The sequence below is a fragment of the Acidovorax sp. NO-1 genome (assembly GCF_000238595.1).
Lineage (GTDB): Bacteria > Pseudomonadota > Gammaproteobacteria > Burkholderiales > Burkholderiaceae_C > Acidovorax.
Window position 1 is genome coordinate 86,400 of the sequence record NZ_AGTS01000083.1, and the last position, 21,665, is coordinate 108,064.

General features: G+C 63.3%; 23 protein-coding genes. 12 read left to right on the forward strand and 11 right to left on the reverse strand.

The annotated features are described in order from the left end of the window. Nucleotides 1-43: 43 nt before the first annotated feature. The 8 genes from KYG_RS13235 to KYG_RS24710 form a co-directional block, all read right to left on the reverse strand. Nucleotides 44-1,183, reverse strand: coding sequence for an acyl-CoA dehydrogenase family protein (locus KYG_RS13235; RefSeq protein WP_008905416.1), 1,140 nt, complete (start codon nt 1,181-1,183; stop codon nt 44-46). 8 nt (nt 1,184-1,191) lie between these two features. Continuing rightward, nucleotides 1,192-2,373, reverse strand: a complete 1,182-nt coding sequence (locus KYG_RS13240; protein ID WP_008905417.1) for an acyl-CoA dehydrogenase family protein — start codon at nt 2,371-2,373, stop codon at nt 1,192-1,194. A 29-nt stretch (nt 2,374-2,402) separates the two neighbouring features. Next, nucleotides 2,403-3,230: an SDR family NAD(P)-dependent oxidoreductase gene (locus tag KYG_RS13245; protein ID WP_008905418.1), complete on the reverse strand. Its 828-nt coding sequence runs from the start codon at nt 3,228-3,230 to the stop codon at nt 2,403-2,405. 62 nt (nt 3,231-3,292) lie between these two features. Then, nucleotides 3,293-3,709 (reverse strand): MaoC family dehydratase, encoded by a 417-nt coding sequence (locus KYG_RS13250; protein WP_008905419.1) that lies wholly within the window; start codon nt 3,707-3,709, stop codon nt 3,293-3,295. Nucleotides 3,710-3,719: 10 nt separating this feature from the next. Then, entirely contained in the window at nt 3,720-4,163 is a 444-nt protein-coding gene (locus tag KYG_RS13255) for a MaoC family dehydratase N-terminal domain-containing protein (protein ID WP_008905420.1), read from the reverse strand. A 33-nt stretch (nt 4,164-4,196) separates the two neighbouring features. Then, nucleotides 4,197-5,381 (reverse strand): lipid-transfer protein, encoded by a 1,185-nt coding sequence (locus KYG_RS13260; RefSeq protein WP_008905421.1) that lies wholly within the window; start codon nt 5,379-5,381, stop codon nt 4,197-4,199. Between the two features lie 71 nt (nt 5,382-5,452). Further along, the gene (locus KYG_RS13265) at nt 5,453-5,695 is read right to left on the reverse strand and encodes a hypothetical protein (RefSeq protein ID WP_008905422.1); all 243 of its coding nucleotides are present in this window, start codon (nt 5,693-5,695) and stop codon (nt 5,453-5,455) included. Next, on the reverse strand, nt 5,692-5,856 hold the full coding sequence (locus KYG_RS24710) for a hypothetical protein (RefSeq protein WP_008905423.1): 165 nt from the start codon (nt 5,854-5,856) through the stop codon (nt 5,692-5,694). Before KYG_RS24710 ends, KYG_RS13265 begins: the two co-directional genes overlap by 4 nt. A gap of 180 nt (nt 5,857-6,036) precedes the next feature. Here KYG_RS24710 and KYG_RS13270 point away from each other — a divergent pair, with 180 nt between their 5' ends. From KYG_RS13270 to KYG_RS13325, 12 genes are all read left to right on the forward strand, one after another. Continuing rightward, nucleotides 6,037-7,215, forward strand: a complete 1,179-nt coding sequence (locus KYG_RS13270; protein WP_008905424.1) for an acyl-CoA dehydrogenase family protein — start codon at nt 6,037-6,039, stop codon at nt 7,213-7,215. Between the two features lie 58 nt (nt 7,216-7,273). Next, nucleotides 7,274-8,074: an enoyl-CoA hydratase/isomerase family protein gene (locus tag KYG_RS13275; protein ID WP_050813860.1), complete on the forward strand. Its 801-nt coding sequence runs from the start codon at nt 7,274-7,276 to the stop codon at nt 8,072-8,074. Nucleotides 8,075-8,108: 34 nt separating this feature from the next. After that, nucleotides 8,109-9,356, forward strand: a complete 1,248-nt coding sequence (locus KYG_RS13280) for a thiolase family protein (RefSeq protein WP_008905426.1) — start codon at nt 8,109-8,111, stop codon at nt 9,354-9,356. 9 nt (nt 9,357-9,365) lie between these two features. Next, complete coding sequence (locus KYG_RS13285; protein WP_008905427.1) at nt 9,366-10,133, forward strand: SDR family NAD(P)-dependent oxidoreductase; 768 nt, start codon at nt 9,366-9,368, stop codon at nt 10,131-10,133. 31 nt (nt 10,134-10,164) lie between these two features. Then, on the forward strand, nt 10,165-11,325 hold the full coding sequence (locus KYG_RS13290; protein WP_008905428.1) for an acyl-CoA dehydrogenase family protein: 1,161 nt from the start codon (nt 10,165-10,167) through the stop codon (nt 11,323-11,325). Between the two features lie 3 nt (nt 11,326-11,328). Next, nucleotides 11,329-12,129: an ABC transporter ATP-binding protein gene (locus KYG_RS13295; protein WP_050813857.1), complete on the forward strand. Its 801-nt coding sequence runs from the start codon at nt 11,329-11,331 to the stop codon at nt 12,127-12,129. After that, nucleotides 12,126-14,078 (forward strand): long-chain fatty acid--CoA ligase, encoded by a 1,953-nt coding sequence (locus tag KYG_RS13300; protein ID WP_139019383.1) that lies wholly within the window; start codon nt 12,126-12,128, stop codon nt 14,076-14,078. Before KYG_RS13295 ends, KYG_RS13300 begins: the two co-directional genes overlap by 4 nt. Then, the gene (locus KYG_RS13305; RefSeq protein WP_008905431.1) at nt 14,075-14,962 is read left to right on the forward strand and encodes a branched-chain amino acid ABC transporter permease; all 888 of its coding nucleotides are present in this window, start codon (nt 14,075-14,077) and stop codon (nt 14,960-14,962) included. The genes KYG_RS13300 and KYG_RS13305 overlap by 4 nt, the downstream gene beginning before the upstream one ends. A gap of 3 nt (nt 14,963-14,965) precedes the next feature. Continuing rightward, nucleotides 14,966-16,018 carry a branched-chain amino acid ABC transporter permease gene (locus KYG_RS13310; RefSeq protein WP_008905432.1) on the forward strand — a complete coding sequence of 351 codons (1,053 nt, stop codon included), beginning with the start codon at nt 14,966-14,968 and terminating at the stop codon, nt 16,016-16,018. Nucleotides 16,019-16,089: 71 nt separating this feature from the next. Then, entirely contained in the window at nt 16,090-17,319 is a 1,230-nt protein-coding gene (locus KYG_RS13315) for an ABC transporter substrate-binding protein (RefSeq protein WP_008905433.1), read from the forward strand. Continuing rightward, nucleotides 17,313-18,173, forward strand: a complete 861-nt coding sequence (locus KYG_RS13320) for an ABC transporter ATP-binding protein (protein WP_008905434.1) — start codon at nt 17,313-17,315, stop codon at nt 18,171-18,173. The genes KYG_RS13315 and KYG_RS13320 overlap by 7 nt, the downstream gene beginning before the upstream one ends. Before the next feature lie 47 nt (nt 18,174-18,220). Then, nucleotides 18,221-19,321, forward strand: coding sequence for a CaiB/BaiF CoA-transferase family protein (locus KYG_RS13325; RefSeq protein WP_008905435.1), 1,101 nt, complete (start codon nt 18,221-18,223; stop codon nt 19,319-19,321). A gap of 164 nt (nt 19,322-19,485) precedes the next feature. Here KYG_RS13325 and KYG_RS13330 read toward each other — a convergent pair whose 3' ends face one another. From KYG_RS13330 to KYG_RS13340, 3 genes are read right to left on the reverse strand one after another with little or no spacing between them, the layout of a single operon-like run. After that, entirely contained in the window at nt 19,486-19,929 is a 444-nt protein-coding gene (locus tag KYG_RS13330) for a PaaI family thioesterase (protein WP_008905436.1), read from the reverse strand. Next, nucleotides 19,926-20,804: an SDR family oxidoreductase gene (locus tag KYG_RS13335; RefSeq protein ID WP_008905437.1), complete on the reverse strand. Its 879-nt coding sequence runs from the start codon at nt 20,802-20,804 to the stop codon at nt 19,926-19,928. Before KYG_RS13335 ends, KYG_RS13330 begins: the two co-directional genes overlap by 4 nt. Beyond that, a complete protein-coding gene (locus KYG_RS13340; RefSeq protein WP_008905438.1) occupies nt 20,801-21,664 on the reverse strand; it encodes an SDR family oxidoreductase in 864 nt (287 codons plus the stop codon). Before KYG_RS13340 ends, KYG_RS13335 begins: the two co-directional genes overlap by 4 nt. Between the last annotated feature and the right edge of the window lies 1 nt (nt 21,665).

The window sequence follows — 21,665 nt, forward strand, 5'->3', positions numbered from 1 at the left end:
GGCAGCCCCTAAAGTGGCTCAGTGTGGGTCGGTCATCAGGCGATCAGGCCTCCGCACGCAGCGCCGCAAAGCGCTGCAGGTGGTGGTCGGTGCTGCCCAACAGGTTGCAAAAGAGCGTGAGGCGGCGAAAGTAATGGCCGATGTCCAGCTCATCGGTCATGCCCACGCCGCCGTGCAGCTGCACCGCTTGCTGCGCCACATACCGTGCGCGTTCGCCGATGGCCGACTTGGCCGCCGACACGGCACGCGAGCGGGTGGCCGCATCAGCATGATCGGCATGCAGGGCCGCCATCAGCACCAGGGAGCGGCTGGCCTCGACCGCGGCGAACATGTCGACCAGCCGGTGCTGGATGACCTGGAAGCTGGCAATCGGCACGTCAAATTGTTTGCGCGTGCTGACGTATTCGCCAGTTTTGCGCAACAGCGCGCCCATGGCACCCAGGGCGTCGGCGCAGGCGGCAACAATGCCAAGATCAACCAGGTGCTCAAGCAGCCCCAGGCCCTCGCCTTCCGTGCCCAGCAGTGCGTCGGCCCCGAGCACGACCTGTTCGAGTATCAGATCACCGGCGCGACTGCCGTCGTAGGACCGGTAGCCCGCCACCTGCACGCCCGGCGTTTTGGCACTCACTAGAAACAGGCTGATGCCCTGGCGCTCGTCCGCTGCGCCCGAGGTTCTGGCGACGACCACGAAGCCATCGGCCCAAGGGGCGCCCAGCACGCCGCTCTTGCGACCCGACAGCAGCCAGCCACCGTCCTTGGCCGTGGCACGCGTGATCACATAGCTGAGTTCATGACGGGCATCGGCCTCGCCGTGCGCCAATGCGAGTATCCGCTGGCCGGACGCGAGCCCGGGCAGCCAGGCCGCCTGCTGCGCAGCACTGCCCGCGCGCGTCAGCGCCTGCGCGCCCAGCACCGTGCTGGCCAGGTAGGGCTCGACCACCAGCGCAGCCCCCATCGCCTCGGCGATCTGGATCAACTCGACCACGCCGCCAAAGCCGCCATGCGCCTCGGGCAGCCCGAGCCCAAGCCAGCCGAATTCGCCGAATCGCTGCCAGTGCTCCCGGCTCATGCCGGACGCTGACGCAACGATCTGGTTGCGGGCATCGAAACGGTATTCGGTGCGCAGAAATTTCTGTGCCGCGTCGCGCAGCATCTTTTGTTCTTCGGAGAGATCAAAGTTCATGACGATCCTTAGCGCGTGCCGCCGGCCAGCAGCATCTTGGCCAATACATTCTTTTGCACCTCGTCGCTGCCGCCGTAAATCGTGGCAGCGCGCGAGAAACAGTAGTGCGGCATTGCATGGGCATGGCGTCCGCTGCCAAACTCGCCGCCGTCATGCCAGGGCCAGGCTTGCTCGGCGGCGATCTCGACGCCCAACTCGGCCAAGGTCTGTTGCACCGCAGTGCCCATGGTCTTGAGCAGCGAGGATTCCGGCCCCGGCGCCTTGCCCGAGGCGGTGGCGGCCAGCACGCGGAAGTTGGTGTATTCGAGCGCCATCAGTTCGATCTCGGCGCGCGCCAGCTTGAGCCGCATCGCCGCGTCCTCCATCAGCGGTTGGCCACCCGAGCGGCGCTCGGCGGCGGCCACGCGCAGGTTGGACAGGTGCGCCTTGCAGTCGGCCACGCCGGCAATGCTGGTGCGCTCGTGTGTGAGCAGGTACTTGGCAATGTCCCAGCCCTGACCTTCGCGACCCACCAGATTACTCTTGGGCACGCGCACATCGGTCAGAAAAACCTGGTTCAGGTGGTGTTCGCCGTCGATCGATACAATAGGTTTGACATCGATGCCGGGGCGGTCCATCTCGATCAACAGGAAGGAAATGCCCTCTTGCTTTTTGCCGCTGTTGGCGGTGCGCACCAGGCAGAACATGTGCGTGGCCCAGTGCGCGTAGGTGGTCCAGATCTTGGAGCCGTTGATGACGTAATCATCGCCATCGGCCACGGCCGTGGTCTTCAGGCTGGCCAGGTCGGAGCCGGCGCCGGGCTCGGAATAGCCCTGGCACCACCAGTCCTCGCAGCGGCGGATGCGCGGCAGGTACTGCGCCTTTTGCTCTGGCGTGCCGAAGGCAATCAGCACCGGTCCGAGCATGATGACGCCCATCGACAGCCCCACCGGCGCGCTGGCCGCCGCGCGCTCCAGGTCGAAAATGTAGCGCTGCGTCGGCGTCCAGCCCGGCCCTCCATGCTCCTTGGGCCAGCCGGTGACCAGCCAGCCCTGGCCATCGAGTCGGCGCTGCCATTGAACGATGTCGTTCTTCTGCAGCATCTCTCCGGTGACGGCCTTGCGCTTGAGATCGGACGGTGTGTGGGCTTTGAACCAGGTGCGAACCTCTTGCTGGAACGCCATGTCTTCCGGGCTGAAATCGATGTCCATCGTGGGCCTTTCTGCGTTCGGCTTGCGCTTTAGATCGAGATGCCGCCGCCGCAGATCAGCGTCTGTCCGCTGACGTAGTTCGACTCGGGAATGCACAGCAGGTAGACCGACCCGGCTGCCTCCTCGGGCGTGCCGCCGCGACCCAACGGAATGGTGCGCTCCATCATTTCCAGCAGCTCGGGGTTGACGCCGACCTTGATCTTGCGACCCTCGACGTCGATGGAGGCATCGCCACTGGCTGGTGCCTCGGTCAGCCGCGTCTTGATCATGCCAAAAGCAACGGCGTTGACGTTCACCTTGTAGCGACCCCACTCCTTGGACAGCGCCTTGGTCAGACCAATGATGCCGGCCTTGCCCGCCGAGTAGTTGGCCTGACCGGCGTTGCCACCGGTGCCGGCGATGGACGAAATGTTGACCACCTTGCGAAACACCTCCTGCCCCGCTTCGGCTTCCTTGCGCGAGGCGACGCGGATGAACTCCGAAGCAGCGCGCAAAATCTTGAACGGCGCGGTCAGATGCACGTCGATGATCGCGTTCCATTGCTCGTCCGTCATCTTCTGAACCACGTTGTCCCAGGTGTAGCCGGCGTTGTTGATGATGATGTCCAGGCCGCCGAAGCCGTCGATTGCGGTCTTGACGAACTTTTCAGCGAAGCCGTCGGCAGTGACGCTGCCGGCACAAGCCAGCGCCATGCCGCCAGCGGCCTTGATGTCGGCCACGGTCTGCTCGGCCGGGCCGGCGTCCAGGTCATTGACGACCACCTTGGCGCCTTCGCGGGCGAGTTTCATGGCGATGGCGCGGCCGATGCCGCGACCCGATCCGGAGACGATGGCAACTTTGCCTTCAAGTGTTTTCATGGTGTGTCCTTGCTTGTGATTAAAAGGAAATAAATAAAAAGTCGGGCCGCCAAACGGAGGCCTCAGTTCAAGGCAACCAGTGCCTCGCCGGCCAGCGTGATTTCGCCTGTCGCCTTCGTCGCGCTGATTTGAACGCGCACGCAGGGCCGACCTGCATGCTCAATCTTTTCAAGCACCTTGCCCGTGCAGCGTATGCGGTCGCCGAGGTGGGTCATGGCCGCGAAGCGAACGCCATAGCTGAGGAGCTGGCGCTGCGGCACCCATTCGGTGAGCGCACGCCCGAGGTAGGCCATCGACAACATACCCTGCGCGAACACATCCTTCATACCCGCGCTGCGGGCGAAGTCGATGTCGATGTGGATCGGGTTGTGGTCACCCGACGCACCGGCGAACAGTGCCAGTGTGGTGCGGCTGATCGGTGGCAATTCCAGTACAGGCATTTCGTCACCAACATCCAGGATTTTTACTTGAGTGTTCATGAATAGTCCTTCAGGCGTGGCGCACGACGACCACCGAATGCAGGTCAGAGACATGCTCGCCGAGCTGATTGGTGACTTTCGTGTCGTTGACGACAAACTCGAGCGCGCCGCCCTTCTTGTCGTAGATGTCGGTGACGCGGGTCTGGAAGCGCAGCGTGTCGCCAGCGCACACCGGGGCGTGGTAGTCAATGCGTTGCTCGCCGTGCAAGACCTTGCGCAAGTCGATCTTGAGCGTGTCGAGCAACGTCATCAACACCCCCGAATCGCTCTCGGCGCCAAAGATGAAGGTCGGTGGTGCCACGACGTTGCGGTAGCCAGCGGCCTGGGCGGCGCTCGCGTCGAAGTAGATCGGGTCGGTGGCACCGATCACCTCGGCGAAAAAGCGGATGCGCCCCTTCTCCACATCCCACAGCGTGGGCGGCACCTCGTAACCGATGAATTGCTTGTCAATCATGGGACTCCAGCTTCTGGTTTGCTGCGCCTGCGCTCAGCCGGCTTGGTAAAGCGTGACGACGCAAGCGCCGCCCAGCCCGAGGTTGTGCTGCAAGGCCACACGCGCACCCTTGACCTGGCGTTGCTCCGCCGTGCCGCGCAGTTGATGGGTCAGCTCGAAACATTGCGCCAGGCCGGTCGCGCCCAGCGGATGACCTTTCGACAACAGGCCGCCCGACGGGTTGGTCACCACCTTGCCGCCATAGGTGTTGTCGCCATCGAGCACGAACTTCTCCGCGCCGCCCTCCGGGCACAGGCCCAACGCCTCGTAGGTGATCAGTTCGTTCTGCGCGAAGCAGTCGTGCAGCTCAACCACGTTCACGTCCTGCGGCCCGATGCCGGCCTGCTTGTAGACCTTTTGCGCCGCATCGCGCGCCATGTCGAAGCCGACCACGCGCATCATGTCGTGCGACTCGAAGGTGCTGGGGAAATCGGTCGTCATTGCCTGGGCGGTAATCGACACGCGGGTGTCGAGCCCATGCTTTTTGGCGAAGGCTTCGGAGCAAATCACCGCAGCAGCGGCGCCGCAGGTCGGCGGGCAAGCCATCAGGCGGGTCATCACGCCCTCCCACAGCATCGGTGCGTTCATCACGTCATCGACCGAGACCTCCTTGCGAAACAGCGCCAGCGGGTTGTTGGCGGCATGGCGGCTGGCCTTGGCGCGAATGCTGGCAAAGGTCGCCAGTTGGGTGCCGTACTTGTCCATGTGCGCCTTGCCGGCACCGCCGAAGTAGCGAATGGCCAGCGGGATTTCCGGATGACCCACAAGCTCGGCGGTGGCCCGGTCAAACTCCTCGAACGGTGTCGGCCGGTCCTCGAACTGGGCCTTGATGGCTCCGGCGGCCATCTGCTCGAAGCCCAGGGCCAGCACGCACTCGGCGGCACCGCTTTCGACCGCCTGGCGCGCCAGGAACAGCGCCGACGAGCCGGTGGAGCAATTGTTGTTGACGTTGACGATGGGGATGCCACTCATGCCCACCGGGTAGAGCGCCCGCTGGCCGCAGGTGGAATCGCCATACACATAGCCCACATAGGCTTGCTGGATCATGGGGTATTCGACGCGCGCATCGGCCATGGCCTGGCGCACCGCCTTTTCTCCCATCACGTGATAGGGCTCGCTGGCGCCCGGTTTGGTGAACGGGATCATGCCCACACCGGCAACAATAACTTTCTGGTTCATCGCACTGACTCCTTGGGTTGAAATGTTTCGATCGAAACGTTTTGGACTCGGACACCGGGAGGCCGACGGCCTCAGCCGCCCTTGTCCGCGTTGGCATACTCGGTTTTGAGGTCCTTCTTGAGGATCTTGTTGGCCGCACTGATTGGCAGCGAGCTTCGGAAGTGAATCCGCTTCGGCGCCTCGAAGCCGGGCAGGCGGCCACGACAGAACTCGAAGATGACCGTATGTTTTTCTCCGGTTGCCTTCACCGCGCGGCGCAAGTTGTCGCCCACGTTTTGGCGGCGCAGCAGGTTCATCCCGCGTTCGTGGGTCAAGGCTGTTTCCTTAGGTCGAAGCGTCGTTTGTCACTGATGAAGGGTCGCGCCGCGAGCGGCGTGATCCGATAGGTGTCACGGGTGAATGCGGCACGGGTGACCACCTGCTTGAGCAACAGGTCGGCCCCCGCCAATGAATCCGCACCGATTCCGCCTCCCATGGCCGAAGTCTCCAGATCTCTGGCACTTCAGGTGAGCGCCTGCAACGAATCCTACCTAACGCTTGACAGTTTGGCAATCCCTCATTAAATTCGCGCAAACCCAAAGAGACCTCGTCCCCGCAGCTTGGGCGCGCGCCGTGACACCTTGACCCGCAGCCCACGCATTGATAGGCACCCTTTATGTCCACGCCTCGCAGTTTTGCCCTCTCCGCCGACGACCGTGCCGTGCTCGAAGCCGCCGACAAGTTCGCGCGCAAGGAATTCGTGCCACTCGCGCGCCGCATGGACGACGAGGAGTGGTGGCCGTCTGATGTCTTTCAGAGAATTGGAGCGGCTGGCTTCATGGGGGCCACCGTGCCTGCCGAGCATGGTGGCGCGGGCATGGACCTGTTCAGCTCGGGCCTGATCTGCCAGGCCTTTGCGCGCTGGAACCCCGCCATCGCCTTGTCCTGGGCGGCGCACGACAACCTGTGCGTCAACAACATCTACCGCAACGCCAACGAGGCGCAGCGCCGCCAATACCTGCCCGATCTGTGCAACGGCACAAAAATCGGCGCGCTCGGCCTGACCGAACCCGGCGCCGGCTCGGATGCGCTGGGCGCGATGCGCACTAGCGCGCGCCGCGAGGGCGACCACTACATCCTCAACGGCACCAAGATCTACATCACCAACGGCCCGGTGGCCGACGTGCTGCTGGTTTACGCCAAGACCGCGCCGGAGTTGGGTGCCAAGGGCATTTCGGCCTTCATCGTCGAGAAGAATTTTCCCGGCTTCAAGGTGGCTCAAAAGCTCATCAAGATGGGTTTTCGCGGCAGCCAGACCGGCGAGCTGGTGTTCGACAACTGCCGCGTGCCGGCAGCCAACCTGGTGGGCAAGGAAAACGAAGGCGTCAAAATCGTCATGAGCGGGCTCGATCTGGAGCGCGCGCTGGTGGCTGGCTTGTGCGTGGGCATCTGCGAACGTGCGCTCGAATTGAGCGTCGAGTACGCCAGGACGCGCGTGCAGTTCGGCAAACCCATCGGCAGCTTCCAGATGGTGCAGGCCATGCTGGCCGAGATGTACACCGAGATCGAAGCCATGAAAACCCTGGTCTGGCGCACCCTGGCCGAGGTCAATGATCTGGAAGTGGGCGGCGGTGGCCGCGGCGATGCGCACAAGCTCACCGCAGCGTCCATCCTCTACGCCGGCGAAGCCTGCAACCGGGTGCTCAACAAGGCCGTGCAAGTGCATGGCGGTAGCGGCTACATCTGGGAGTCCGAGATCAACCGCCTGTTCCGTTGCATCAAGATCCTCGAGATCGGTGCAGGCACATCCGAGGTGCGCAAGATGATCATTGCCGAAGAACTCCTGCGCGGTTGATTCCCAAACCCGCATGGCAAGCGCAGCTGACCCCCACATAAGCAAGGATGCCTTGAAGATGCAACCCCCGTTGACCATCCGCTTTGAACAACGTGGTGCCGTGGCGTGGATCACGCTGAACCGGCCCGATGCGATGAATGCCCTGTCGGAGACAATGTGCGCCGAATTGCGCGATGTGACCGAACGTTGCGAGCGTGACCCTGCCATCCGCGTCATCGTGCTGACCGGTGCAGGCCGAGCCTTCTGCGCCGGCGCCGATCTCAAAGGCGTGTTCGAGAGCAGCGCTGGCGACCCCGGCCCGAGCGACCCGATGGGTGAGTTTCTCGATCTCGTCGGCGGCATGATGGATCGGCTGCGCGTGTGCCCCAAACCCACCATCGCCGCGCTGAATGGCCTGACGATGGCCGGCGGACTGGAGCTGGCCATGGCCTGCGACCTCATCATCGCCGCCGAAAGTGCCCGCATCGGCGATGCGCATGCCAACTTCGGCGTGTTTCCGGGCGCGGGCGGCGCGGCGATCCTGCCACGGCGCATCGGCGCCACCGCCGCCAAATACCTGCTGTTCACCGGCGACACCATGCCCGCACGCGAACTGGTTCCGTTGGGCCTGGTGAATCGCGTGGTGCCGGATGCCGAGCTGGTGTCCGAGGTCGAAAAAATCGCCTTGCGCATCGCCAGCAAGAGCCCGTTGGTGCTGCGCCGCATGAAACAGGTCGTGGCCGACGGGCTGGAACAGCCACAGGCTTCGGCACTGCGGCTGGAGCGACTGGTGCTCGACGCGCACCGCCATTCGCACGACATACAAGAGGGCCTCGCGGCTTTCGTCGGCAAGCGCACGCCCGATTTCAAGGGCTACTGATTTCACACCGCTTCTTCTGAATGGACGCATTACCATGACCAACCCGCAAGCCGCCGTTTACATAGTCGGCGTCGGCATGACGCCGACCGGCAAGTTTCTTGACCGCGATATCAAGCAACTGACCGCCGCTGCCGTGAACGCCGCGCTGGCCGATGCCGGACTGTCCGTCAGCGACATCCAGTCGGCCTACTTTTCCAACGCAACACAGGGCGCACTCGAAGGCCAGACCATGATCCGCGGCCAGATTGCGTTGCGTTCGATGGGCTTCGAGTCCATCCCGATTTTCAACATCGAGAACGCCTGCGCCAGTGCCAGTTCGGCTTTCAACCTGGCGGTGCAGTATGTGCGCTCGGGGGCAGGAGAGATAGCGCTGGCCATTGGTGCCGAGAAAATGTTTTGCGCCGACAAAGCCAAAATGTTCAGCGTTTTCGATGGTGCCTGGGACGTGGCCACGGTCGAGGATAACAAACGCAGGCTGCTGCAAATGGGGCACGGTATTGAGCCACCGGAAGGGTCCATGTCCAAGGCGCCCTACAGCCTGTTCATGGACATCTACGCCGCCTTTGCTCGCTTTCACATGCGCGAGTTCGGCACCACGCAGCGACAAATTGCCGCCGTGTCCGCCAAGAACCACGGCCATTCGGTGCACAACCCGCTGGCGCAATACCGCAACGCCTACACCATTGAAGAGGTGCTGGCCGCGCCGCCGATCACCTACCCATTGACGCTTCCGATGTGCGCACCCATCAGCGACGGGGCTGCTGCGGTCGTCGTGTGTTCCGAAGCAGCATTGGCGCGTCTGGCCAACCGCGGGCGCGCCATCAAGGTGCTGGCATCAATCATTGCCACCGGCAGCAACCGCCTCCCTGAAAACCTGGATCAACACATCACCGTCAAGGCATCCAAACAAGCCTACGAACTCGCTGGCGTCGGCCCGCAAGACATTTCGCTGGCCGAAGTCCACGATGCCACGGCCATTGGCGAAATCGTACAGAGTGAGAACCTTGGCTTCTGTGCGTTCGGCGAAGGCGGGCCGCTCGCCGAGAGCGGCGGCACCACGATTGGTGGACGCATCCCGATCAACACCTCGGGTGGACTGGAGTCCAAAGGGCACCCGATCGGCGCCACCGGGCTGGGTCAGCTGCATGAACTGGTCGTGCAGTTGCGCGGCGAAGCGGGGGCTCGCCAGGTGCAAGGGGCCCGCCTTGCCATCGCAGAAAACGGTGGGGGCCTGTTCGGAATTGAAGAAGCCGTGGCCGCCATCACCATCCTCGGTCGCTGAAGGACAAAAATGATTCTGCATGACAAGGTGGCCATCATCACAGGTGGTGCTTCAGGCTTGGGGCGCGCGGTGGCTGATGCGCTCGCCGCAGGCGGCGCACGGGTGTCATTGTTCGACCGCGACAGCGAGCGTGGTGTACAGGCAGCCACCGAACTGGGTTCTGCCGCCATGTTCGAGCAGGTAGATGTCACCAGTGAGTCACAGGTGCAGGCGGGCATCGACGCAACCCTGGCCCGTTTTGGCGCCATTCACATTTGCATCAACTGCGCTGGCGTGCCCGACGCAGCCAAGACCGTGGCCGATGGAAAACCCTTTCCCCTGGCACTGTGGGACAAGGTGATTGCCGTCAACCTGACCGGCACGTTCAACGTGCTGCGCCTGGCCGCCGTGGCGATGGCGCGCAATGAGCCTGAGGGTGATGAGCGCGGCGTCATCATCAACCTGTCGTCCGGTGCCGCACAGGACGGCCAGATGGGACAGGCGGCCTACGCCGCCAGCAAGGCCGGGGTGATCGGCCTCACGCTGCCAGTGGCACGGGACCTGGCCGATCTGGGGATCCGCTGCGTAGCGGTTGCGCCTGGCTTGTTCGAAACGCCAATGGTCGCGGGCCTGCCAAAGAAAGTCGCGCAGGCCATTGTTGACCGCATGATTCTGTTCCCCCGCCGCATGGGCCAAGCCAGCGAGCTGGCCCACCTGGTGCGCTCCATCGTCGAGAACCCTTACATCAACGCCACCTGTCTCCACATTGATGCCGGCGCACGCATGAGCTCACGCTGAACGAAATCAACACCACACAAAGACCACAATCATGAACTTTCTCCCGACCGAAGAGCAACGCATGGCCGTCGAAGGCTTCACTCGCTTCCTCGAAACCGAGCTGCGCCCCATCGTTGAACGCTACCAGCCCGACAAGCTGATCGAAAAAGAGCTGATGCTGGAGATATTTCAAAAGATGCTGCCCTACGGCATGGGCGGCAACGGCATCATTGCCGAGGAATATGGCGGCATGGGCATGCCCTGGCTGACCTATGCACTGATGTACGAGCAGCTCGCGCGCATTTCCGGCGACGTGGCCATCTCGCTGCTGATCCAGCAGCTCGGCGCTTACTCGCTACAGGTGTGCACCAACACCGCCATGCGCGAAAAATACCTGCCGCGCATGGTCCGCGCCGAAATCATTGCCTGCAGCGGCATCAGTGAGCCCGGGGTCGGATCCAACGTGGCTGAAGTCACCTGCCGCGCCCAACGCGATGGTGACCACTACATTGTCACCGGTGAAAAAACCTGGATATCCAACGGCCACTACTCCGACTTTTGCATGGTCATCGTGCGCACCTCACAAGAAGGTTCGGGCGCCATCTCGATGATCCTGGTGGACCGCGCCGAACACGGCTACGAAAGCCGCAACATCGACAAGCTGGGGCTCAACAGCACGTCAACCGCACAACTGTTCTTCGACGGCGCGCGCGTACCGGCCGAGAACATGATGATTGAACCCGGCACCGGTCTGAAGAACACCATGGTGCTGTTCGAGAAGGCGCGTCCCATGGTCGGCATGACTTCGATCGGTATCGCCCAGGCGGCACTCGACAAGGCGGTGGCCTATTCGAAGGAACGCCGCCAGCATGGCAAGCCGATCGGTGGTCATCAATTGATCCAGGGCATGCTGGCCGAGGCGGCCACCGAACTCGACGCCGCGCGATTGCTGGTCTACCGCGCGTTCAACCTGATCGACCATGGCGTGCGCAGCGAGGTGCAAAGCGCCATGGCCAAGTGGTACGCGACTGAGATGGCGGTCAACGTCACGTCGAAAGCATTGCAGATTCATGGCGGCAACGGCATCACCAAAGACTTCGGCGTTGAACTGTTGTTCAGAAACGCCCGCATGATGCCGATTCCCGACGGCACCACCGAAATCCAGAAACTCATCATTGGCCGCGCCCTGACCGGTATCAACGCCTTCTCCTAACCCATGACCTCTAACTCCTTGAATAGCCCGTCCAGCGAGGCTTCGGTGCTGCAGGCGCGGGACATCACCTTGCGCTTTGGCGGTGTCACCGCGCTGGCCGAGGTCGCCATCGATGTGCGTGACAACGAGCTGCTGGCCATCATTGGACCCAACGGCGCAGGCAAGAGCTCGCTGATGAATGTGCTCAGCGGCTTTTACCTGCCGCAACAAGGCAGCGTGCACTACCGTGGTCAAGAGATCAAAGGCCGCGCGGTGCATGAGATCGCGCGCGATGGTGTGGTGCGCACTTTTCAGGGCACCCATTTGTTCTCCAACATGAGCGTGATCGACAACATCCTGGTCGGCCGCTACAGCCAGATGCGATCAAATCTGGCGCAGGCATTTCTCTACTTTCCCTGGACCCAGCGTGAAGAAACGCTGCACCGGGAAGCAGTCGAGGAAATCATCGACTTCCTTGAAATTGAGAATATCCGCCACCAGCCGGTAGGCGCACTCGGCTACGGTCTTCGCAAGCGCGTTGACCTGGGCCGTGCGTTGGCGATGAAACCCAAGGTTCTGTTAATGGATGAACCCATGGCCGGCATGAACACCGAAGAAAAAGAAGATCTGGCCCGTTTCATCATAGACGTGCGCGAGGCCAAGCGCATCCCGGTTGTGCTGGTGGAGCACGACATGGGGGTGGTCATGGATCTGGCAGACCGCGTGGCGGTGCTCGACTTTGGCCGCAAGATCGCCGACGGCACGCCAGCACAAGTGCAGGCCGACCCGGCCGTGATCCAGGCCTACTTGGGAGCTGCGGCATGAGTGCGACACACCCCACCCCGGAAGTCGTCATGACCCTGCCGCAGAAGTTGTTCGCCCACGCCCGGGAACATCCCCAGGTGCTGGCGCAGCGCGTCAAGCGCAAAGGTATGTGGCGCTGCCATACATGGGCCGACGTGTTTGATCGAACGCGCAGCATTGCGCTTGGCGCGGCGGCACAGGGCCTGCAGCGCGGCGAAACCGTGATCGTGATCGGCGAGAACGAACCCGAGCATTACTGGGCGCTGTTTGCGGCCCAGTCACTGGGCGCCAAAATCGTGTCGGTCTACCCGGATGCCACCGTCGACGAATTGCATTACCTGTGCGAGGATTCAAAGGCCCGTTTCATCTTCGCGCAGGATCAGGAGCAGGTTGACAAGGCGCTCGCGCTGCTGGAGCGACTGCCTGATATCCAGGGCATCGCCTACTGGGACAACTCGGGCATGTGGTCGTACCGGCATCCGCTGCTGCAATCCTTTGATGACCTGACCGCTGAAGGTCGGCGTCAGCACGAGAAGCACCCGCTGCGCTTCGAACGTGAAGTCAACGCCGGCCAGGCGGACGATCTGGCGCTACTGACCTACACCTCCGGCACCACCAGCAAGCCCAAGGGCGTGATGATCAGCCACCGTTGGCTGATGGACAACGCGGTTCGGATGAGGAGCGCGTTGCCGCTGCAAGCCGGCATGGAATATTTGTCTTACACGCCGCTGGCCTGGATCACCGAGCAGTTGCTGGGTGTGACCCTCGGGCTGATCACCCCCCTGGTGGTCAACTTCCCGGAGGGCCCCGACCAGGTCTTGCCGAACTTGCGCGAACTCGCGCCACACATCGTGCTGTTCGGCCCGCGCCAATGGGAGAACATCGCCGCCACCATCGAGGCGCGCATGCTCGCCGCGAGCTGGATGGCGCGCGGCATCTACCGCTGGGGCATCCGCATCGGCCACGACGTGCATGTGGCGCGGCTCGAAGGGCGCACGGCACCGTGGCTGTCGCGCCTGCTGCTGCCGGTGGCCGAAGCGCTGGCCCTGCGTCCGGTGCGCGATCAGTTCGGCTTTGTTCGCAGCGACGTCGCGGTTTCAGGCGGCACCGCCATGGCGCCCGACGTGTTTCGTTTGTTTCACTCCATGGGCGTCCATTTGCGCAATATTTATGGCTGCTCGGAGTTTGGTCTGATTGCTGGCCACCGCGGCGAGCGCTACGACCTCGAAACCGTGGGCCCGCTGCTGGATGTGGACCCAGCCTTCGGCGCACCGCTGGAATCGCGCATCGAGGACAACGGCGAGCTGCTGCTGCGCGGCGGTACCGGCTTTCTCGGCTACTGGGGCAAGCCCGACAAGACCGCCAGCATCCAGCGCGACGGCTGGTACGTCAGCGGTGACGCAGTGCGCAAGACCGAGCGCGGAGAACTCGTGTACCTCGACCGCGTGGAACACCTGGTCAAACTCGCCAGCGGTCACTCGTATCCCCCGCAGTTCATCGAGACGCGGTTGCGCTTTTCGCCCTTCATCAAGGACGTGATGGTGCTGGGCGACGCCACCCGGCCCTGGGTTGGCGCGCTGATCAACATCGACATGGCGGTGACCAGCCGCTGGGCCGAGGAGCGGCGCATCGCATTCTCCACCTTCACCGACCTGTCGCAACGGCCCGAGGTGCGGCAACTGGTGCAGGGCGAAATCCGCCGCATCAACAAACTGCTGCCAGAAAGCTCGCGGGTGGTGCGTTTCGCCAATTTTCCGAAGGAGCTCGATCCCGACGAAGGCGAACTCACCCGCACGCGCAAGCTGCGCCGAGAGTTTCTCGAGGTGCGCTATGGAGCGCTGATTGACGGACTGTATGCAGGTGTCGCCGACATTGCCTGCGAAATAGCCGTGACCTACCAGGACGGCCGCCAAGGCGCGTTGCGCGCAACCGTGGTGGCCACCGACATTGAAGGAACACACACCCCATGATCATCGAATTCATCAACTACACCATCAACGGCGCGCTGCTCGGCCTGCTGTATTCGCTGGTGGCAATGGGCTTTGTCGTCATCTACCGCGCCAGCAAGGTCTTCAACATGGCGATCGGCGAGATGATCGTGCTGGGCGCCTTCCTGCTGTGGTGGGCGATCCAGTCGCGCGGCATGCATCCGGCGCTGGGCATCGCCGTTGCACTGGGCATTTCGGTGCTGATCGGGCTGGCGATTGAACGCCTGTTGTTCAGGCGGCTGATTGGCGAGTCGGTGTTCTCGATGATCATGGTCACCATCGGGTTGCTGATCCTGATGCGCGGACTGGTGCTGGTGATCTGGGGCCCGCAGGAGCGCCAGTTCCCCGCCATCTTTCCCCTCACGCCCATCATCCTGGGCGAGATGATCATCCCGCGCTCGCTTGCCATCGGTGGCCTCATCGCGGTGGTGGCGGCTGTGGCGCTGCACTGGTTCTTCAACCGCAGCCGCACCGGACTGGCGATGTCGGCGGTGGCCGAGGACCACCAGATCGCTCTGGCCATGGGCATTAGCGTGCGCCGCTCCATCGCCTTCGCCTGGGCGCTAGGCGGTGTGCTGTCGGTCATCACTTCGATGGTCTACCTGAGCGGCAAGTCGCTGACATTCCTGTCCTCCGAAATCGGCTTCGCCGCCCTGCCGGTGGCCCTGCTGGCAGGGCTCGAATCCATCGGCGGCCTGCTGCTGGCGGGCATCATCGTCGGGGTCGTGCAGGGACTGACCGCCGCCTACATCGACCCGCTGATCGGTGGCAGTGCCGCTGCCGTCGTCCCCTATATCTTCATGCTGGTGGTGCTGGTTGTTCGTCCGACCGGCATGTTCGGCTGGAAACGCATTGAAAGAGTCTGACCCATGGATCCATCCGGCATTTTTTCCACCAGCTATGCGCGCGACCGCGCGCTGATCCGCACGCGCGCCCAGTGGGTCACCCTGGCGCTGTTCATTGTCATTCTGCTGATCCTCCCCTGGTTCGCCTCGGAGCGTCTGGTAGCCGTAGCCAACCTGATGCTGGTCACGTCCATCGTGGTGGTCGGGCTGCAAATCACCACCGGCTACGCCGGGCAGATCAACCTGGGCCAGGCTGCCTTCATGGGGGTCGGTGCCTACGCCGCCAGTGTGGTCGAGGTCAAGGCCGGGCTGCCGTTCTGGGTGGCGGTGCCGGTTGCCGGCCTGGTGGCTGCGCTGGCCGGTTGGCTGTTCGGCATGACAGCGAAACGCATCAAGGGTTTCTACCTCGCCCTGACCACCATCGCGGCCCAGTTCATCTTCCACTTCGTTGTCCTGAACCTGCCCTCATCCTGGCTCGGCGGCGTCAATGGTTTCAGCCTGGAGCCTGCGAGGCTGGGCACATTTTTGTTCAACACCGACCGTTCTCTGTATTACCTGTTTCTTGTCGTCACCATGGTGATGGTATTCGGCGCTTTCGGCATCCTGCGCAGCCGCCACGGGCGCGCCTTCGTCGCCGTGCGCGACGACGATGTGGCCGCCGGTATGATGGGCATCGACGTGGCCGGCGCCAAGTCGCGCGCCTTTGTGCTCGGCGCTTTTTACGCTGGCATCGGCGGTGCCCTGTGGGCCTACCAGGTGCGCTTCGTCTCGGTCGACCAGTTCACGCTGTTCAACTCGATCTGGTTCATTGCCATGATGATCGTCGGCGGGCTCGGTTCGATCGTCGGGGCACTGATCGGCACCGTGCTCATCCGGGGCGTCCAAGAAGTCATCACCAGTCTGGGCCCCGACCTGGTCGAGCGAATTCCCAGCCTGAGCAGCGACCTGATCTTCGCCAGCATGAATGTGTTTCTCGGCCTCATCATCACGCTGTTCCTGCTGCTTGAACCGAAAGGCCTGATGCACCGCTGGAACATCCTGAAAGCCAACTACCGGCTCTGGCCGTTTCACCACTGAGCCCGCCCGGCACAGCGAGTCGCAATTCCCCCCGCCCCTTTTCCTCACCACCACCACAACTGGAGACAAGCATGCAACGAAAAACCTTTCTGAAACTCACGACCGCCCTGGCCACTGGCCTGCTGCTGAACGCGCCCGCCCACGCGCAAACGACGACGATCAACGTGGCCGCCTTTGCCGACTTCGCCGGCCCCTACGCCAACGTCATGCCACAGATGCAAGGCGGGCGACTCGCCGTGATCGAATGGTGGAACAAGGAAGTCGGCAGCAAACTCAACGTGCAGATCGTCGTCAAAACCTTCGACACCCGCTACGACGTGGCGCAAACCGCCAGCCTGTGGCCCGGCATCAAGGCCGAAGTCAAACCCGCGATCCTGCTCGGCCTCGGTGGCCCGGATGCCGCCGCGTTGCAGCAGCGCTTGCCGGAAGACAAGATTCCCATGGTCATGGCTACCGCCACCTACGGCTTCGGCTGGAAACCCAACCAATGGGCCCTGAACCTGCGCCCCACCTACGCCCACGAGGCGGGCGGATTCCTGGAATGGTTCCGCACCACCAAACTCGATGGCAAGCGCCCTGTCAAGGTTGCGATCATCACCTCCGAGGCCACCCCCGCTTATGCCGACATGGCCAAGGGCCTGCAAAGCTACACCAAGGCCAACCCGGACAAAGCCACCTTCGTCGAGGCGATCTGGACCGAAGTGCAACCGGCCGACCTGACCCTGGCGGTGCGTCGCCTGGTCAATGCTGGCACCGATGTGATCGTGATCCAGACCAACACCGCCCAGGCCGTGGCCACCAAACGTGCGCTGCAGGCGCTGGGCAAAAACGTCCCGATCATGCTCTCGCTGCACAACGGCGTGGTGGGATCATCCAAGGCACTGGGCGACCCGAATGGCTTCGCCGGTGATTTCGAAGTGGGCGCCATCGCCGATGCCAGCGAAGACGACACGACCGCACGCAAGTTCTACAGCATGTTGCAGGAAAAGCATGGCCTGAAATCGGGCTGGAATGCCATGACCATCATGGGCCTGGGCCAAAGCGTCGTGGCAGTGCGCGCGATTGAGGCCACGATCAAGGCCAAGGGTGCCGGCAAGGTCACTGGCGAAGCGGTGCGCGAGACCTTGATGAACAGCCAGTTCACCAGCAACGACCTGATGGGCATACTGCCAGGCGTGGACTTCAGCAACGACACCCCCTTTCCCACCGGCACCGCCAAGGTCAACATCGCGACCATGAAGGACGGCAAGGTCGTTCGGGCGGCGGGCGATGTGGCCGTCCCAATGGTGCCCAAATGGTGAATTCAGCCCTTGCTGCAGCACCGGATCAACGGACCACGCCCGATGCGGCCGCCAATCCGGCGGTGCTGACGCTGTCCAACGTCGAGGTGCTGTATGCCGAGGTGATCCTGGCGCTCAAGGGCGTGTCGATGCAGGTCCCCGAAGGCGGATGTGTGGCGCTGCTGGGCGCCAACGGCGCAGGCAAGAGCACCACCCTCAAGGCCATCTCCGGCGTCATTGACTCGGAAGATGGCCGCGTCTCAGGGGGGGTGATCACCTTCGACGGCCGACCGATTCAGGGGCACGACCCGGCGACCGTGGTGCGCGGTGGTCTGGTTCATGTGATGGAAGGCCGGCGCGTGCTGCAGCACATGACGGTCGAGCAAAACCTCATCATCGGCGGCCACATGTTTCCATCGGCGCAGGCGATGCGCCGGGCGATGGACAGCGTGTACGAAGCGATTCCGCGCCTGGCCGACCTGCGAAAACGCACGGCCGGTTATCTGTCGGGCGGCGAGCAGCAAATGCTGGTGATCGGGCGCGCGATCATGGCCGAGCCGAAACTCATGCTGATCGACGAGCCGTCACTCGGGCTGGCGCCGCGCATGGTCGAGGAAGTCTTCAGCGTGCTGCGCCACCTGCGTGAGCAGGGGCTGTCGCTGCTCATCGTCGAACAAAACACACGCGTGGCCCTGGAGATCGCCGACTATGGTTATGTCATGGAGAGCGGTCGCATCGTGCTGGAGGGGCTGGCCCAGGAACTCCGCGACAACGAGGATGTGCGCGAGTTTTATCTCGGCCTGGACCGCGAGGGGGTGCGCAAGAGTTTCCGAGAGGTCAAGCACTACAAGCGGCGCAAGCGCTGGCTGGGGTAACAAACGGCTGGCTTGTGGTTCTAATTCAGTTTCAGGAGTAACGACAAATGAGTGGTCCCTTGCAGGGGTTGAAAGTGATCGAGTTCGGCGGCATCGGCCCCGGACCGTTCTGCGCGATGATGCTGTCCGACATGGGTGCGGACGTGATCCGCCTGGACCGCAAGGCCGACAAGGGCAAAGACCGCGGGGAAGGCGCCTTCCTGGCCAGTGGTCGGCGCAGCGTGCTGCACCGCGGCCGGCGTTCGGTGGCGGTCGATCTGAAGTCACCCGCAGACGTACAGCGGGTGCTGGAGCTGGTCGACGGTGCCGACGCGATCATCGAGGGTTTTCGCCCGGGCGTGATGGAGCGGCTGGGATTGGGCCCGGACGTGCTGCTGGCACGCCACCCGCGACTCGTCTACGGACGCATGACCGGCTGGGGTCAGGACGGCCCGCTCGCGCAGGCCGCCGGGCATGACATCAACTACATTGCGCTGTCGGGCGCGCTCAGCATGATTGGCCGCTCGGACGGCGGGCCAGTAGCGCCGCCGGCGATGGTTGGCGACCTGGGCGGCGGCGGCATGATTCTAGCCTTTGGCATCGTTTGCGCTTTGCTTGAAGCGCGCTCCTCTGGCCATGGTCAGGTGGTCGATGCTGCGATCACCGACGGCGCTGCGCTGCTGACCTCCATCGTCTGCGACCTCAAGGCGCTGGGAATGTGGAAGAATGAGCGGCAGGCCAACCTGTTGGATGGCGGATCGCATTTCTACGACACCTATGAGTGCGCTGACGGGAAATGGATCTCGATCGCATCACTGGAACCCCAATTCTATGTGCTGCTGCTGGAGAAGCTGGGCATCAGCGATCCCGAGTTTCAACGGCAACGCGATCCGGCCGTCTGGCCGACACTCAAACGACAGGTCACCGACATCTTCCGCACCCAGCCGAGCACGCACTGGTGTGCGTTGCTGGAAGGGACCGACGTGTGCTTTGCGCCGGTGCTGACTCTGGAAGAGGCTGCACATCATCCACACAACAGCGCGCGCGGCACTTTCTTTGAGCGAGACGGCGTGCTCCAACCTTCGCCGGCACCAAGGTTCAGCCGGACGGTGACTGATCGCCCAGGCCCCGCACCGTTCATTGGCGAACACGACGACGAACTCTTGTAGTCGAAGAATTGTGGGGGCTGGGGAAAACGGACCACAGGCATTCGACGCAGTTTCAGCCCGACCAAATCGAACGCATCAACCGCGAGCTGAAAATCCTTCCGCCGCCCGATGATCATTTGCATTGAGCGGCAGTGATTTGCCGGGCGGTCTCCGCCGAGCACCGATCAGACCGCTTTGACCAGTGACTTGGTGTAGATGCGGTAGGTGCCGATGCCGCGCGACACGATGTCTCCGTCGAGTGCGTCGAGCGTGACCTTCACCGACACATAGGCCAGCGTCTTGCCGATGTGGTCCGGCGTTGCCGATGCAAACAGGATTCCTGTGCCGACCGCACGCATGAAATCCACGGTGAGCGTGACCGTTACCGACGACTGGATGAGCTGGCCGCTGCCCGGGATCGGCCGGTCGATCAGGGTTCTGCCCCCGACCGCATCGAGCAAGGTCAGGGGCACGCCGCCGTGGAGCACGCCGTGGGGGTTGAGGTGGTCGCGCCGGATCGGCAGCCGGAAATACAGGCCGCGCTCGTTGTGCAGGATGTCGTACCCGACGAGCTGCTGAAAAGGCCCGTGGGAGCACGTTGCCGACGGAAGAGGGGGTTGTGAGGTCACTCTTGATCGACCTTGAAGTAGTCGGGTTTTCCGGCTGGCCAGAACTCGCCCCACAGCAGCATCCCGCCTTCGACGTTGAGCACCTCGCCGGTGATGAACTTGCCCGAGGGTGCGGCGAGGTAGACCACCGCCTCCGCGATGTCCTGCACGTCGCCGGCCCGTTTCATCGGATTGCACGAGTAGAAAGTGGAAACGTTTTCTTCGCGGTAGTTGTTGAAACCGTTGCTCTCGATGGCGCCGGCGCCAATGCAGTTCAGGCGGATGCCGTGCTCTGCCCACTCGATGGCCAGCGTGCGCGACAGCGCGATGACGCCCGCGCGCGAGGCGGTGGTGTGCGCCATGCCCGTGAGGCCGCGGTCGATGGCGGCGGTGATGTTGACGATGTTGCCGGGCCGGCCTTGCTCCACCCAGCGCCTGGCCGCGCCCTGCATCATGTACCAGCTGCCATTGAGGTTGGTGTCGATCACCGCGTTCCAGCCCTTGACGTTGAAGTCCATGGCATGGGCGGCAAACTGGCCGCCAGCGTTGTTGACCAGCACGTCGACGCCGCCCAAACGTTCCCACACGGCACTGAGCATGGCGTCCACCTGCTCGGGGTCGCGGATGGTCATCGGGTAGGTGAATACCTCACGGCCCGACAGCGCGCGCAGTTTTTCGGCGCAGTCCTCGAGTTTGTCGGCCTTGCGCCCGCAGATGGCGAGCGTGGCACCCAGCCGCGCGAACAGGAAGGCAATCGCCTTGCCGATGCCACTGCCGGCGCCCGACACCAGCACCACTTTGCCGGCGAAAAGGTCGTCGCGATAGACCGTCGGGAGTGCGGCCAGGGCCTCGTCGCCCGGGCCGAACTTGGGGTGTTGCGAGTCAGCCGAATTCATGTGTTCACCTTGAAGTAATCGGGTTTGGCGATGGTCCAGACTTCGCCCCAGAGCACGCCGCCGCCATCCACCGTGAGCAGTTCGCCGGTGACGAACTTGCCGCTGGGCGCGCTGAGGTAGACCGCTGCCTCGGCCACGTCCTGCACGTCACCGACATGTTTCATCGGGTTGGCTCCGGCGAAGGCCTTCACCGCCTCGGGGGAGTACTGACGAAAGCCGGTGCTGGCGATCGCTCCAGGCGCTATGCAATTGACGCGGATGCCATGCTGCGCCCACTCCACTGCAACAGTTTTAGACAGGTGAGTCACCGCGGCGCGCGCAGCGCAGGTGTGCGCCACGCCCGGCATGCCCCGCTGGAAGGTGGCGACGATGTTGACGATGTTGCCCCGCGTGCCGGTGCCCTGCCAGCGGCGCGCCATCGCATGCATCATGTACCAGGTTCCGTTCAGGTTGGTGTCGATCACCGCCTTCCAGCCCTTGACGCTGTAGTCCAGCGCCCGCTGCGGGAATTGCCCGCCGGCGTTGTTGACGAGCACGTCGATGCGTCCGAAGTGCAGCCAGGCCACGTCGATCAACTGTTCCACCTGCTCGGGATCACGGATCGTCATGGGGTGCACCAGCACATCAGGGCTGCCGAGCCGGCGCAGCCATTCGGCGCAGCTCTCTAGCTTGGCTGGGTCGCGCCCGCAGATGACCAGCTTGGCGCCCAGGCGCGCGTACAGGAAGGCGATGGCTTTGCCGATGCCGCTGCCGGCGCCGCTGACCATCACCACCTGGCCTTCGAAGAGTCCGCTCTGGTAGACGGTGGGGCGGGTTGCGAGGGCTTCATCGTCGAAGCCGAAGGTGGTGTCTTCTGTCATG